Origin of the sequence: Enterococcus sp. 2201sp1_2201st1_C11_2201SCRN_220225 (assembly GCF_040925905.1) — a bacterium.
Classification (GTDB): Bacteria; Bacillota; Bacilli; order Lactobacillales; family Enterococcaceae; genus Enterococcus_C; species Enterococcus_C asini_A.
Map to the genome: position 1 here is coordinate 1 of NZ_JBCOJC010000056.1, position 13,730 is coordinate 13,730.

Here is a 13,730-nt window from a genome sequence, read left to right on the forward strand (position 1 = left end):
CCCAGAACAATCACCGAAACACTGGCAAAAGTCACTCCTCGCTCCAATACTGTGCTGGTCAACAGAATATCCCATTTTCCTTGGCGCATTCTTTTAATCTTTTCTTCTCGCTTTTTATCTTCCGCAAAGACTGAAGCAATCTTTAATTGAGGTAAACTTACTTTTAACGCTCTTTCCAAATCCTTCAAGTAAGGAATCTCTGGACAAAAAAGCAAGACTTGGTTATCCTTTAACAACTCTAGACACAGACGAGCTAATTTTTTGAGTTTTCGCTTACGTTGAGGTAAAAGAGGCCAGTCTTCCAAAAAATACAATTCAGGCACTACTAAGGGGCGCTTATGGTACCGCTGAAACAATGTTAAAACCTTCCAATTCTCTTGCTGACAACGGTGTAATAACTCTTTACTCGGTGTGGCCGTGACATGAACGAGACAACCGGTTTGCTTTAATGCTTGTTGGCTCCCAAAAGACAATACTGGGTCTCCCTCATAAGGAAAAGCATCACTTTCATCAATTATTAAAACATCAAAAGCTTGATAAAAATGCAATAATTGGTGAGTAGTTGCCACCAAAAGTTGAAAAGAGTGCCATTCTTCTCCCTGGCTATGACGTAATAATATCTCGGTTTTCCCAAAAGCTTGTTTTAAGCGGGGAAAAATTTCATTGCAGACATCAATTCTTGGCGTTGCAAAACAGACTTGTAGTCCTTGGCTTAAAGCTTGGGTAATGAAAGGAAACAGCATTTCCGTCTTTCCAGAACCGGTCACCGCCCACAATAAAGCATTTTGCTTATGGGTCAGACAAGTTGTCAGTTCATCTGCGACAATCTGTTGCTTTGCAGTCAATTGCCCCGACCAAGTGCAGGTGACTTTTTGAGGTGAAATAGCCATTGGTTCATAGGAACAAACTAGTTCATGTTCTTGGGTGATTCGACCGAGAAAAAGACAGCCAGGACAAAAATAACCTCCCACTTCTAACTGACAGTCGTTTGGAATCCAGGTACCACACCGTTGGCAACGAGGTCTACCGTTCACAAAGTCGATTCCTAAGCGGCGATTTCCTGACTTTGGCAAATGGTTTCCAATTTTTTCTAACTCTTGTTTTCCTTCCACAAAATCCCCCCTTTATCTTAGAAATACGCACTCAGTAGTATTTAGGGCAAAAAAAAGACACCCATAATGAGTGTCTTTTCTTAAAAATTGTAATTTGTAATTAGCCTTCAATCAAAGAGAATGCTTGTTTTAAAACATTTTCCCCGTTCATCATGCCGTAGTCCGCCATGTTGATAACGTCCAAAGGAATGTTTTTCCCAGCCAAGCGTTTTTCAAAGTCGCCTTTCATAAAGCGTACTTGTGGGCCTAAAAGCAAAACATCTACAGGTTTCGCTTCTAAATTATTATCTGCATCTGAAGCGGATACCGCGAAGATATCAGTATCTAAGCCTTGTGCTTCCGCCGCTTTTTGCATTTTTGTTACTAATAGACTGGTACTCATCCCAGCCGAACATACTAGCATAATTGTTTTCTTTGCCATTTCAATCGCCCCTTAAAGTTTATGGGATAATACCTCGTTCCCATCTTTATTATAGTTTATCTGTTATATTTGTCAACGGTTCCATTTGTTTTATTAATCAATCAGCCAATTGCTCTTGATCAGCTTGTTAAAAACCACGTATTCTTTGACCAAATTCACGTGAACTACTTCATAGCCAGCATTTAACCAAGCATAAGCTCCATTTTGGGGATTATTGTGATCATTCGCCCACCAATCGGTTTGACTACGGGCGGTTTTAGGCAAGCCGCTCGCGGGAAATAATAATTCATCAAATTGAGTGAATGTCAATGTCACTTGACTCCCATTATTCTTTTTCAAATATTGTGTGATAATATCGTATTTCTTTTTACGCTGAGCCATAAACTCACCTCTTTTGTCCATTATCCCAATTTTCCCTAGGGCTGACAAGTGATTGCCGTTGCACCGGGTGAAATAAATCCCTATACTAAAATTAAATAAGAGGTGAGATCATGGCAAAAAACTATAAAACCATCAAAGCAGATGGAAGTATGGAATGGGAAATCAAAAAATCCCGGTTTCTCTGTCATTTAAAACGGGTAAATACTGAAGAAGAAGCCAAAGCTTTTATTCAAAGTATAAAAAAAGAACACTGGAAAGCCAACCACAACTGTAGCGCCTATTTAATTGGGACTAACAGTGAAATTCAGCGCTCTAGTGATGATGGAGAACCCAGTGGTACTGCGGGGGTTCCTATGTTAGAAGTCTTAAAGAAAAACGAACTAATCAATGTCTGTGCAGTTGTCACTCGGTATTTTGGAGGCATCAAGCTAGGAGCTGGCGGCTTGATTAGAGCCTATGCTCACTCTGTTTCTGAAGGTTTGCAAGCAGTAGGCTTAGTCGTCGGTAAATCACAACAGGAAGTTTTCCTAGAGATAGACTACTCTTTAATCGGCAAACTACAAAACAGCCTTGATGACAAAATGATCAAAGACACTCTTTTTACCGATAAAGTTACGGTAATTTGCGCTGTGGATGAAGAACAAGTACCTGACTTTGAAGCGGAGATGATTGACTTACTACAAGGCCAAGTGACCATTAGCTTAGGTGAAATTGGCTATCATGAAGTGCCTTTGAATTAGACACCTCACTAACTCAAAAAATCCTCCCAAAGTCATTAGCTTTGAGAGGATTTTTACTTTTTATTAACGAATTTCACCGATTAAGTGGCGGATTGGTTTACGAATCAGATAAAGCACGATTCCTGCTACTACTGCAACACCACCGACTACAGCAAAGTACATGCCTTCTGTACTTGGGGTGTAAAAACGGGCAATTTGGGCATTAATCGCTTGAGAAGACGCATCAGCTAACAACCAAATGGCAATGGTTTGCGCTTCAAAGGCTTTTGGTGCTAGTTTTGTCGTAACGGAAAGTCCGACTGGTGACAAGCACATTTCTCCCACAATCATAATGAAGAAGCTCGCTACTAACCACATTGGGCTCACCCGTTGTTCTGTCCCGAAGATAAAACTTGGGAACATTAACAAGACGAAAGATAATCCGGCAAAAATCAAACCTAGTGCAAATTTCACTTCCGTTGTTGGTTGTTTTTTCCCTAGCTTCGTCCATAACCAAACAAAAACAGGTGTTAACAAAACAACAAACAAAGGATTTAATGTTTGATACATACTAGCTGGAATGGTAACGCCAAACAAAGTAGATTGAGTCCGTTCCGCTGCAAACAAGGCTAAAATAGAAGAGCCTTGTTCTTCCAAAGACCAGAAAACAATCGCGGAAAGAAACAATGGAATATAAGCCCGAACTTTTTGTTTTTCATCTGGAGTTACATCTTTAGAACGTAACATGGAAGTGAAATAATAAACTGGCAGTAAAATGCCCAACACACTGATACTGTTGATGAAGAAATCCACAGTTAATTGACCAAGGATAGCGGCTCCACCAAATAAAACAATTACAACGACGACTGCCACAGCCAAACGTTTAAAGAAAGCTGTCTTTTCTTTGCCGACTAATGGATTCGTCACTTCCATGCCGATATTGTGTAATGTTTTCTTTCCTTGGAAATGGTATTGCAATAATCCAAAGAACATCCCAACAGCTGCAATGGAGAAACCTAAATGATAGTTGACGTTTTGCCCTAAGCCACCGACAATAATCGGCGCAATCAAACTCCCGATGTTAATCCCCATATAGAAAATGGAGAAACCTGCATCTCGGCGTAAATCACTTGGGCTGTATAAATGCCCTACCATACTTGAAACATTGGATTTTAACATCCCCGTACCGATGACAATTAAGATCATGGAGACAAACAAGGCTGGCAGACCAAAAGGCGTTGCCAAAACAATGTGCCCAAACATAATCAAAACGCCACCGAAAAAGACGGTTTTATGAGAGCCTAGCAAACGGTCAGAAATCCAACCACCTACAATACTGGACATATAAACTAACGAACCATAAATTGACATAATGGCAACTGCGGTAGCTTTTTCAAGGCCTAGCCCGCCATTGACCACGGCATCGTACATATAATAAAGCAAAATTGCTCGCATACCATAATAACTGAATCGTTCCCACATTTCTGTAAAGAACAAAGTAGATAACCCTCTAGGCTGTCCCATAAATGTTTTTTCTTTTTCCATCATACTACTCCTCTAATTTCAACACGAAATTTTTCTGAAAATTCACATTAGCTAGTTTATTCCTGTTATTCACAAAGTTCAAGAATAATTCACTGAGATATTAGTTTTGAATGCAAGAGGACTTTAATTTCCAGACTACTATTTTTTTATTTTTATCGAGGGTTATTTTAAAATCAGCGTTCTTCCTTGTTCTATTTATGAGAATAATTTTCATTTCAAAAAAATTGAACTTTGATTTTTTTAGGCAAATAAGTAAAAAATACAGCGCATTCTTGTTTGCTTTCACACAATTTTTTTCTTTTTTTAGAAAAATGTTCTCCAATAAGAAAAGCGACATCGACACTTGATGCTCATTATCAAGTGTCGGTTTTGACTTAATTTTGAAGGGTGCTAGTTCGCAAAGCCACGTCTAAAAAAAACAATGCCAGCTTTTTTGCCAGCATTGTTTTTGCTATTTTTCTAAATAAAATTCAAAACGATTGCCCACATACTGAGTGCGCACATATTCAAAAGGAGTGCCCTCTTCAAAGTAAGAAACTTGACGCATACGCAAAATAGCATCTCCTCTTTTTACTTGAAGGTATTCAGAAATTTGCTCAGAGGCCAACATGGCAGAAATCGTTTGGTTGGCACCGCCGATTTTGTGCCCTCCTTTGTCCGCTAAAGTTTTGTAAAGTGAGGTGGTGACCTCCCCTTTACTAAAGTCTTTGATTAAGCGCTCTGGAATACTGGCCACTTCAAAACAAATCGGGATATCGTCTGCGTAACGAATCCGCTCCATACGCAAGATTTGCTCATCGTCTTTTAGCTTCAACTTTTCTAATTCTGACGAGCTAGGCGCGGTATAAAAATAAGAAACGACTTTACTAGAAGGTGTGCGCCCTTGAGAAAGCATGATATCCGTAAAACTAGTCGTCCCTGACATGCGTTCTTGGACTTTTTGGCGGGCCACATAGGTTCCCGAACCGATTTTCCGCTCCAAAATTCCTTCATCGGCTAAGGTTTGAATGGCTTGGCGCAAAGTCATACGACTGACCCCAAATTGCAAAGAAAGATCTCGCTCAGAAGGCAATCGATCCCCGATTTTCCAAAAACCACTTTCGATTTTACTTTTAATTTGGTCGTGTATCTGAATATAAATTGGCAAATTATCCGCCATGGGTATCCGCTCCTTTATCCTAATTCTCTTATAGCGATTATAACTGGTATATACCTTATTAGCAAACATTATTCCATAAACTTTAAAGAAAAGGAAAAAAAGAAGCCGGAAGCTAGGCACTTCCGCTCCTTTTTTTCAGTCTCATTTTTTAACCTTGGTAGAAGCCGTAATTGGTACAGTTCAAACTTCCACCATTTCTTCTTTTAATGTTTTATTGGCCGTGGCCATCATCAAACGAATTCGGTTCAACTGGTTGACTAGTGAAACCCCTGGATCATAGTCAATCGCCGCAATATTTGCTTTTGGATATTGATGGCGCAATTCTTTAATAACGCCTTTTCCTACCACGTGATTCGGTAGACAGCCAAAAGGTTGCATGCAGACAATGTTGTGGACATCTGTCTTCAATAAGTCAATCATTTCTCCTGTTAAGAACCAACCTTCCCCGGTGTGATTGCCAATCGAAAGAATTTGACTGGCATCCTCAGCAAGTTGATAAATGGAGTGCAAGCCTTCAAAACGTGTAGAGGCCCGCAATGCTTTATCCATTGGTTTTTCTACCATTTCAATAATGCGAATGGCCAATTCAGCTAGAACTTTACTCTTTTTCGCCATCCCTAGATTTTCGTACTTCCAAATTTGATTGTATAAAGAGTAGTTCATGAAGCCGATAATATCAGGTACTACCGCTTCAGCACCTTCTGCTTCCAACAAACGCACGATGTCATTGTTGGCGGTTGGAGAGTATTTCACCAAAATTTCTCCTACAACCCCAACTTTCGGTTTGCGCTCATCAGACAATGGAACTTGATCAAAGTCTTTAATGATGGCCTTCATATTCCGATTAAAGAGAGTCAATGAACCATTCTTCACATTTTTGGCCACTTTTTTCAACCAGTCTTCATGAAGCTCGTCGATTTGCCCTTTTTTCAGTTCATAAGGACGGGTACGATAAACCACTCGTTCAAAGAGATCGCCGTATAAAAAGGCGACTACAATCCGTTTTAACATCGGTAAGGTGAATTTAAAGCCAGGATTTTGTTCCACCCCTTTATTCCCCATGGAGACTGAAACCACTGGGACTTGAGCAAAGCCGGCATCATTTAACGCTTTACGTAAAAGTGGAATGTAGTTAGTTGCCCGACAGCCGCCACCGGTTTGAGTCATCATGACACTGGTGTTGTTTAAATCATACTTGCCACTTTGTAATGCTTCCACCAATTGACCAATGGAAATAATCGCCGGATAACAAGCATCGTTATTTACGTATTTTAACCCGACATTTACGGCTTCTTTGTCTTCAGCAGGTAGACAGACCACATCGTATCCAGAAGCTTTTAGAGCCAAATCAACTAAGCCTTCTTGGTGAATCGGGCTAAGCATAGGCATTAACAAGGTATGGCGTTTGCGCATTTCTTTAGTGAAGACAATCTTTTCTGGTTCTTCATAGCGCTTGGTTGGGATAAAGTTGACTTTTTCCCGTTCATTTACAGCCGCCTTTAAGGAACGCAGGCGAATGCGAATCGCACCTAGGTTAGACCCTTCATCAATTTTTAGCACCGTATAAATTTTACCGTATTGGTCCATGATTTCTTCGACTTGATCCGTGGTTACTGCATCTAGACCACAACCAAAGGAATTCAATTGAACTAATTCCAATTGTTTGGATTTTGCCACCACTCGCGCAGCCGCATAAAGACGAGAATGATAAACCCATTGATTGACCACCCGGAGATTGCCCACATCGCCTAAATGAGAAATCGAATCTTCCGTCAGTACATGGAAGCCTTCTTGAGTAATCACATCGGCAATCCCGTGGTTGATTTCCGGATCCAAATGATAAGGACGCCCGGAAACCACAACTCCCCGCTGATTTTTTTCAGTCAGCATGGCTAGGGTTTCTTCCCCTTTTTGGCGAATTTTGGCTTTAAAATCTTCTAGTTCTTCATAGCCGTGGTGTAAAGCCGTGGTGATTTCCTCTTGGCTAATCCCTAAATCACGAAATGTCCGGCCTAAAACTTCTGCCACTGAGGCTTCATCAGAAAGGTTAATAAACGGATTTCGATAATCCACTTTGCCTTCTCTGATTTCATCCACATTATTGCGAATGACATCAGGATAGCTTTGCACGATAGGACAATTAAAATGATTGTCTGCTTCCGCTGACTCTTGTCGTTCAAAAACCACACCAGGGTAAAAAATCAATGGTACTTGATCGTTAATTAAAGATTGGATATGCCCATGGGCAATTTTTGCTGGATAACATGCAGTATCACTGGGAATAGTCTCCATGCCTTTTTCATACAAGTCTTTATTGGAACGAGGAGACAATTGGACTCTAAAGCCCAAATCCGTAAAGAAAGTATGCCACAATGGATAGTTTTCATACATGTTTAAAACCCGAGGAATCCCCACTACCCCACGAGGAGCATCTTTTTCTTTCAAAGAACGGTATTTAAACAAGCGTTTGTACTTGTAATCCACCAAATTGACTTTACGGTCTTTTCGTTCAATTTTAATCCGCGCACCTTTTTCGCAACGGTTCCCGGTAATAAATTGACGGCCATCAGAAAAAATCGAGACGGTTAGCATGCAGTTGTTTTCACACAAATTACAGTGGGTGAATTCCTTTTCCGTGGAGAATTCGGTTAATTCATCACGGGATAAAATGGTACTTTCTTCCCCTAATTCACTATTTTCTAAGGCAATAATGGCTGCTCCATAGGCTCCCATTAAACCAGCAATCGACGGACGAACTACCTCTCGACCACTAATTTGCTCAAAGGCCCGTAAAACCGACTCATTGTAGAAGGTCCCTCCTTGGCAGACGATTTTTTCTCCTAGTTCTTCGGGACGACGAATCTTAATGACTTTGTAAATGGCGTTTTTAATAACGGAATAAGAGAGCCCGGCAGAAATATCTGCCACTGTTGCTCCTTCTTTTTGGACTTGTTTCACTTTGGAATTCATAAAGACAGTACAACGAGAACCTAAATCCACAGGTTGACGAGATTTCGTCGCTTCCAAAGCGAATTCTTTCACGTCGTAATTCAATGATTTGGCAAAGGTTTCAATAAAAGAACCACAGCCAGAAGAACAAGCCTCATTTAGCTGAATGGAAGACAAGACCCCTTCTTTAATGGTCATAGCTTTCATATCTTGACCACCAATATCCAAAATAAAGTCTACCCCTGGTTGAAAATGATCGGCCGCTTTGTAATGAGCCATGGTTTCCACTTCACCGATATCGACTTTTAAAGCATTTTTAATCAAATGCTCTCCATATCCAGTAATGGCCGACTTGGCGATGTACGTATCCTTTGGCATTTTGTCATACAAATCTTCTAAAACCGCAATGGTGGTTTCCAAAGGTTGTCCTTCGTTATTGCCATAATGAGAATACAAAATACGATAGGCATCATCCATTAAGATGACTTTGGTGGTAGTAGAACCTGCATCAATTCCTAAAAAAGTAGCGCCGTGATGACTGGCTAAGTCTTTTTCTTGGGCACAAGCTTTGGCATGACGGCTACGGAAATCCGCTAGTTCCTCTTCATTGTGAAACAAAGGTTCCAAAGTATCACTAGGTGCTAGTTTATTTTGATCCCCATGATCTAAAGCTATTAAGAGTTCTGTCAAAGTCTGCTCTTCTTGATCTTCGGCAAAAATTGCCGCACCCATGGCCACAAAAAGTTGGGGATTTTCTGGAAAGATGACATTTTCCGGTTTAATGTCCAAGGTTTCGATAAATCGTTTGCGCAATTCAGACATAAAGAACAGTGGCCCACCTAAAAAGGCGACATTCCCTTTAATCTTCCGCCCGGCAGCCAGACCAGCGATGGTTTGGTTGACTACTGCTTGGAAAATACTAGCCGCAATATCTTCTTTCGCCGCACCTTCATTGATTAAAGGTTGCACATCGGTTTTGGCAAACACACCACAACGAGAAGCAATGGGATAAAGCTGAGTGTAGTTTTTGGCTAGTTCATTGACCCCATTGGCGTCGGTTTTTAATAAAACCGCCATTTGGTCAATAAAAGCACCGGTTCCCCCGGCACAACTGCCGTTCATCCGTTGTTCCAAGGCCCCTTCAAAAAAGGTAATTTTCGCGTCTTCTCCCCCAAGTTCGATGACGACATCGGTTTCGGGAATGATTTCTTCCACCGTTCGAGTACAAGCAATCACTTCTTGGACAAAAGGAATTCCCAGTACGTCGGCTAAGCCCATGCCGCCAGAACCGGTAATGGTCAAGGCTAGTTTTTGCTCACCGACTACCGCTTTCGCTTCATGGAAGACTTTCTTTGTGGCAGTTTTCACATCGGAAAAATGCCGTTCATACTTGGCAAAAATTGTTTGATTGTTTTCATCCAGAATCACTAATTTGACGGTAGTTGAACCGACATCGATCCCTGCTCGTAATTTCATTTCATTCATCCTTTTTCCTACACTGTGTTGAATATCCTACGTAACGTTTGATATAATACTCACAACCATTTTAATAACTTCGCCAGCTTTTGACAATACACAATCCCTAAAGAAACGTAAGATAAGCAACAGTTTAGCTGATTGTGTCGGAAAGAAGAGGAAAAAAATGAAAAAAACCGATCTTCGGGTACGCCGGACGAATAAAATGATCATTGAAGCGTTTATTCAATTAGTGGAAGAAAAAGGCTATGATCAAATCACCGTCCAAGACATATCCGAACGTGCAATGATTAACCGGGCCACGTTTTATGCCCATTACAAAGACAAACAAGATTTATACGAAACCATTTTTGATTTTGCCATTGAGGCTTTTACCTCCGTCCTTTCCCCCAAGGATTTAGTTCAAGGCAACCGCCTGAAAGTGAAACAAATTGAAGTGTTGCTGACTCATATTTACCAAAATATCCAAAAGAACCGTCACTTTTATTTGACGATTATGGATGGAGCCGCCATGGAAACGTTACGCAAAAAAATTGCGGATATTTTAGATGCGGAATACGCTCATATTTTTAATCGTTTAAAAATTACTGAAAACGAAATTGAAGTGCCCATGGATTTTATCATTGAGTACATGACTTCGATTTTTATTGGGACGCTTCATTGGTGGTTAACCGCGGATTCCACCATGACCCCCAACGCTCTAGCAAAACTGGTGATTAAACTCATTGGCAATGGTCATTTAACCATTTTAGGTCTTGAGATTGAAGCGTAAGACGGCATTTTAGTTGCTTGAATTTCGGCAGTGAGATAGGATGAAAGAAAAGGAGGTCAGGGAAATGAAATTGACAGAAGTGATTCGGGAAACCGCAGAAGGCCTGCGGGATCGGATGAAAGAAAGCCAATATGCAGTTAACCTAGACAAAAAAGGAGTAGCCGTAAAAAAACTACGCCCCACAAAACACAATATTAAATGGCGATCAAAAAATCATTAAAAAAATTCTCGGAGTTTATGCTCCGAGAATTTTTTTAATGAGCAAGTTTCCCCTGCTTTTTTATTTTACCCGCAAACACCGTAAAGCATTTAAAACAGCGAGTAAGGTCACCCCCACATCGGCAAAAACCGCCAAAGCCATAGAAGCAATGCCAAAGGTTCCTAGTATCATCACGAAGCTTTTCACGGCTAGGGCAAAGATAATATTTTGTTTGACAATCTTCAACGTTTTCCGAGAAATTTTCATAGCTTGAACTAGTTTTACAGGCTGGTCATTCATAATTACCACATCAGCAGCTTCAATGGCGGCATCACTGCCTAAGCCCCCCATGGCTACCCCCACATCAGCAGTTACTAGTACCGGCGCATCATTGATTCCATCCCCGACAAAAGCTACTTTTCCCTTGGCTTCTTTGGTTAATTCTTCCACATGAAATACCTTGTCTTCTGGCAGTAATCCCGCAAAGAAACGGCTTAGGCCTAGTTTTTGGGCAACTGCTTGAGCCACCGTAGCATTGTCCCCGGTCAACATAACGGTGGTCTTCACTCCATTTTGCCCCAGTTTGCGAATGGTTTCTTTGGCATCTGCTTTGATTTGATCATTAATCACTAATTGTCCGGCATATTCTCCTGCCACAGCCAAATACAAGACCGTTCCCACAGCTTTTGTTTCAGGGAGTGCAATGTTCAAAGACTGCAGTAGTTTTTGATTGCCAATCGCCGCTTTTTGACCTCCAATCACACCAGTAATGCCGTGGCCAGCCACTTCCTTGACCTCTGTCACCACAGCTAGTGGCTTCTCTCCATAGGCGTTTAATACCGATTGCGCAATGGGATGGCTAGAATATTGTTCTAAGGCAGCGCTAATAGCAAGAATTTTTTCTTTGCCTAAAGGTCCAGAAACTTCATCTACGCCAAACTTCCCTTCTGTTAATGTACCGGTTTTATCAAAGACCACTGTGTCCACTTTGGCCAGTGTTTCCAAATGGTTCGAGCCTTTAATCAAGATCCCTGCTTTACTAGCCCCGCCGATACCAGCAAAAAAGCTCAAGGGTACCGAAATCACCAGTGCACAAGGACAAGAAATCACTAAGAAAGTTAGCCCGCGGTAGAGCCATTCTTGAAAATTGTCACCGAAAAACAGCGTAGGAATCGCCACGAGTAGCACCGCTAAAAGCACCACAACCGGTGTGTAATAGCGAGCAAACTTCGTAATAAATTTTTCTGCAGGAGCTTTTTGACTGCTGGCATTTTCCACCAATTCTAAAATTTTAGAGACAGTGGATTCTCCATAGTTTCGTATTGTTTCGATTACCAAGCGTCCCTCTTGGTTAATGGTACCGCTTAAGACTTCATCTCCCACAGTGACTTCTTTTGGCAAAGACTCGCCGGTTAAAGCTGAAGTATCCAAGCTGCTATGACCGTCTTTTAAAATCCCATCTAAAGGTATTTTTTCTCCAGGATTGACTAGTAAAGTACTTCCTACCGCCACTTGTTCTGGCGCGACAATTTCTTCTTTTCCTGCAATTAAAATCCGAGCACTGTCCGGCCGTACATCCATCAGTTCTTTAATGTTTTTCCGGGAACGATCCACTGCGTAATCTTGAAGAAATTCCCCAATTTGATACAAGAACATCACCGCTACGGCTTCTGGATACTCTCCGATTGCAAGGGCTCCTACTGTAGCTACCATCATCAAAAAATTCTCGTCAAAAAGTTCTCCTTGAAATAAATTAGCCAGTGCTTGTTTGACAATATCCCCACCGATTACCAGATAGACCATAATATAGCAGATGGCAGCAGTAACACCTGTAGGTCGCCAGATTAATAAAGCAATCAGCGCTAGTGCAGTTAGTAAAATCCGCAATAAGTTCCAATTGTCTTTTACAAATGACAAAGGTTGGGGTTTCTTTTGTGACTCTGCATTTTGTGATTCGTGGTTATGGCAATCCTGGCACCCCTCGTGTTTTTCATGACCATGAGTTTTGACAGCCGCAAACGGCAAAACCTCTACATCTGGTTCCAGCTGAACAACTTTAGCAATGGTGGCTTGTTCCACTTGATTGATATTTTCCTCTTTACAAGTAACAGATAGTTTTTGATTCATAAAATCAACATTGGCCGCTTCTACGCCTTTAAGTTTTCTGACGCCTCTTTCAATCTTGGCTGCACAGTTAGCACAATCTAGTCCTTTTAAATAATAATTTTTTTCCATGATTGTCCCTCCTTTGAAACTGAATACATGAATTACTCTTCATTTGTATGATACATGAGTATCCATTCATATGTCAACTAAAATAAAAAGAAAATCAGCAGGCCACCGATTTTCTTTTTATTTCTTAATTTAGTCTGTTTGACGCCATGGCATAATTTTCGTTGCCAAAAGATCCAAAGCTACAAAAAGGATCAGCCCTAGTAAGCTTAAGATTAAGATTCCTCCATACATTGCCGGGTAATCCATACGCAACCATGCATCCATAATAAAGTACCCCATGCCAAACTCAGTACCATAATTTTCTGTAAAAAATAAAATGGAAATGGCGGTACCAAGAGAGACCCGGGAAGTACTAAAAATGGCTGGTAAACAAGCCGGCAATGTAATCTTAGTAAAACGCAGACTGGCACTAGCCCCAATTATGCGGTAAACATCGTAGTAATGCTTAGGAATCTCTTCAATGGCATCCCGTACTGCCACTAAAACTTGAGGAGTGACAATTAAAATAATCATCAAGATTTTCGATCCATCCCCCAGCCCGCCTAAAAGCATCACAATAGGCAAGAGAGCCATTTTAGGGATGGGATAAGTCAAATAAACAATAGGATCAAAAAAATTTTTCCATTTTGGTAGGCTAGCAATCAATAATCCTAAAACAAAGCCTAATAAAATCGACAAAACCATGCCAACCCCAATGCGCCAAAGACTGGCTTGTAAATGATCCCCTAAATTGCGAGCAACTAGATCTGGTAAGGCTAGTAT

General features: G+C 40.9%; 11 protein-coding genes. 3 read left to right on the plus strand and 8 right to left on the minus strand.

All coding sequences use genetic code 11. The features are described from left to right. From AB5754_RS11845 to AB5754_RS11855, 3 genes are all read right to left on the minus strand, one after another. The coding region (locus tag AB5754_RS11845) for a DEAD/DEAH box helicase (RefSeq protein ID WP_368259612.1) at positions 1-1,112 on the minus strand (1,112 nt) is incomplete at its 3' end. Between the two features lie 100 nt (positions 1,113-1,212). Beyond that, positions 1,213-1,533: a PTS sugar transporter subunit IIB gene (locus AB5754_RS11850; protein ID WP_311833150.1), complete on the minus strand. Its 321-nt coding sequence runs from the start codon at positions 1,531-1,533 to the stop codon at positions 1,213-1,215. Positions 1,534-1,626: 93 nt separating this feature from the next. Then, on the minus strand, positions 1,627-1,914 hold the full coding sequence (locus tag AB5754_RS11855) for a hypothetical protein (RefSeq protein WP_311833149.1): 288 nt from the start codon (positions 1,912-1,914) through the stop codon (positions 1,627-1,629). A gap of 110 nt (positions 1,915-2,024) precedes the next feature. Here AB5754_RS11855 and AB5754_RS11860 point away from each other — a divergent pair, with 110 nt between their 5' ends. Further along, positions 2,025-2,654, plus strand: a complete 630-nt coding sequence (locus tag AB5754_RS11860) for a YigZ family protein (RefSeq protein WP_368250843.1) — start codon at positions 2,025-2,027, stop codon at positions 2,652-2,654. 63 nt (positions 2,655-2,717) lie between these two features. On the opposite strand, the gene AB5754_RS11865 is transcribed toward AB5754_RS11860, so the two are convergent. The 3 genes from AB5754_RS11865 to AB5754_RS11875 all read right to left on the minus strand — a co-directional run bounded on the left by AB5754_RS11865 (position 2,718) and on the right by AB5754_RS11875 (position 9,762). Next, positions 2,718-4,178 carry a peptide MFS transporter gene (locus tag AB5754_RS11865; RefSeq protein WP_368250845.1) on the minus strand — a complete coding sequence of 487 codons (1,461 nt, stop codon included), beginning with the start codon at positions 4,176-4,178 and terminating at the stop codon, positions 2,718-2,720. A gap of 451 nt (positions 4,179-4,629) precedes the next feature. Further along, a complete protein-coding gene (locus AB5754_RS11870) occupies positions 4,630-5,337 on the minus strand; it encodes a GntR family transcriptional regulator (RefSeq protein ID WP_368250846.1) in 708 nt (235 codons plus the stop codon). A gap of 180 nt (positions 5,338-5,517) precedes the next feature. Then, positions 5,518-9,762 (minus strand): acyl-CoA dehydratase activase-related protein, encoded by a 4,245-nt coding sequence (locus AB5754_RS11875; protein ID WP_368259613.1) that lies wholly within the window; start codon positions 9,760-9,762, stop codon positions 5,518-5,520. A gap of 166 nt (positions 9,763-9,928) precedes the next feature. On the opposite strand from AB5754_RS11875, the gene AB5754_RS11880 reads away from it, so the two are divergent. Both AB5754_RS11880 and AB5754_RS11885 read left to right on the plus strand, forming a co-directional pair. Next, complete coding sequence (locus AB5754_RS11880; protein ID WP_368250850.1) at positions 9,929-10,534, plus strand: TetR/AcrR family transcriptional regulator; 606 nt, start codon at positions 9,929-9,931, stop codon at positions 10,532-10,534. A 64-nt stretch (positions 10,535-10,598) separates the two neighbouring features. Further along, positions 10,599-10,754 carry a hypothetical protein gene (locus AB5754_RS11885; protein WP_311833143.1) on the plus strand — a complete coding sequence of 52 codons (156 nt, stop codon included), beginning with the start codon at positions 10,599-10,601 and terminating at the stop codon, positions 10,752-10,754. A gap of 60 nt (positions 10,755-10,814) precedes the next feature. Here the strand turns inward: AB5754_RS11885 and AB5754_RS11890 are convergent, their stop codons facing one another. Beyond that, positions 10,815-12,968, minus strand: coding sequence for a heavy metal translocating P-type ATPase (locus AB5754_RS11890; RefSeq protein ID WP_368250851.1), 2,154 nt, complete (start codon positions 12,966-12,968; stop codon positions 10,815-10,817). A gap of 129 nt (positions 12,969-13,097) precedes the next feature. Beyond that, the coding region (locus AB5754_RS11895) for an ABC transporter permease (protein WP_368259614.1) at positions 13,098-13,730 on the minus strand (633 nt) is incomplete at its 5' end.

Excerpts from the sequence above, each read along its gene's own strand:
- AB5754_RS11850 (WP_311833150.1), bottom strand. The coding sequence starts at position 1,533 with ATGGCAAAGAAAACAATTATGCTAGTATGTTCGGCTGGGATGAGTACC.
- AB5754_RS11855 (WP_311833149.1), bottom strand. The coding sequence starts at position 1,914 with ATGGCTCAGCGTAAAAAGAAATACGATATTATCACACAATATTTGAAA.
- AB5754_RS11860 (WP_368250843.1), top strand. The coding sequence starts at position 2,025 with ATGGCAAAAAACTATAAAACCATCAAAGCAGATGGAAGTATGGAATGG.
- AB5754_RS11865 (WP_368250845.1), bottom strand. The coding sequence starts at position 4,178 with ATGGAAAAAGAAAAAACATTTATGGGACAGCCTAGAGGGTTATCTACT.
- AB5754_RS11870 (WP_368250846.1), bottom strand. The coding sequence starts at position 5,337 with ATGGCGGATAATTTGCCAATTTATATTCAGATACACGACCAAATTAAA.
- AB5754_RS11875 (WP_368259613.1), bottom strand. The coding sequence starts at position 9,762 with ATGAAATTACGAGCAGGGATCGATGTCGGTTCAACTACCGTCAAATTA.
- AB5754_RS11880 (WP_368250850.1), top strand. The coding sequence starts at position 9,929 with ATGAAAAAAACCGATCTTCGGGTACGCCGGACGAATAAAATGATCATT.
- AB5754_RS11885 (WP_311833143.1), top strand. The coding sequence starts at position 10,599 with ATGAAATTGACAGAAGTGATTCGGGAAACCGCAGAAGGCCTGCGGGAT.
- AB5754_RS11890 (WP_368250851.1), bottom strand. The coding sequence starts at position 12,968 with ATGGAAAAAAATTATTATTTAAAAGGACTAGATTGTGCTAACTGTGCA.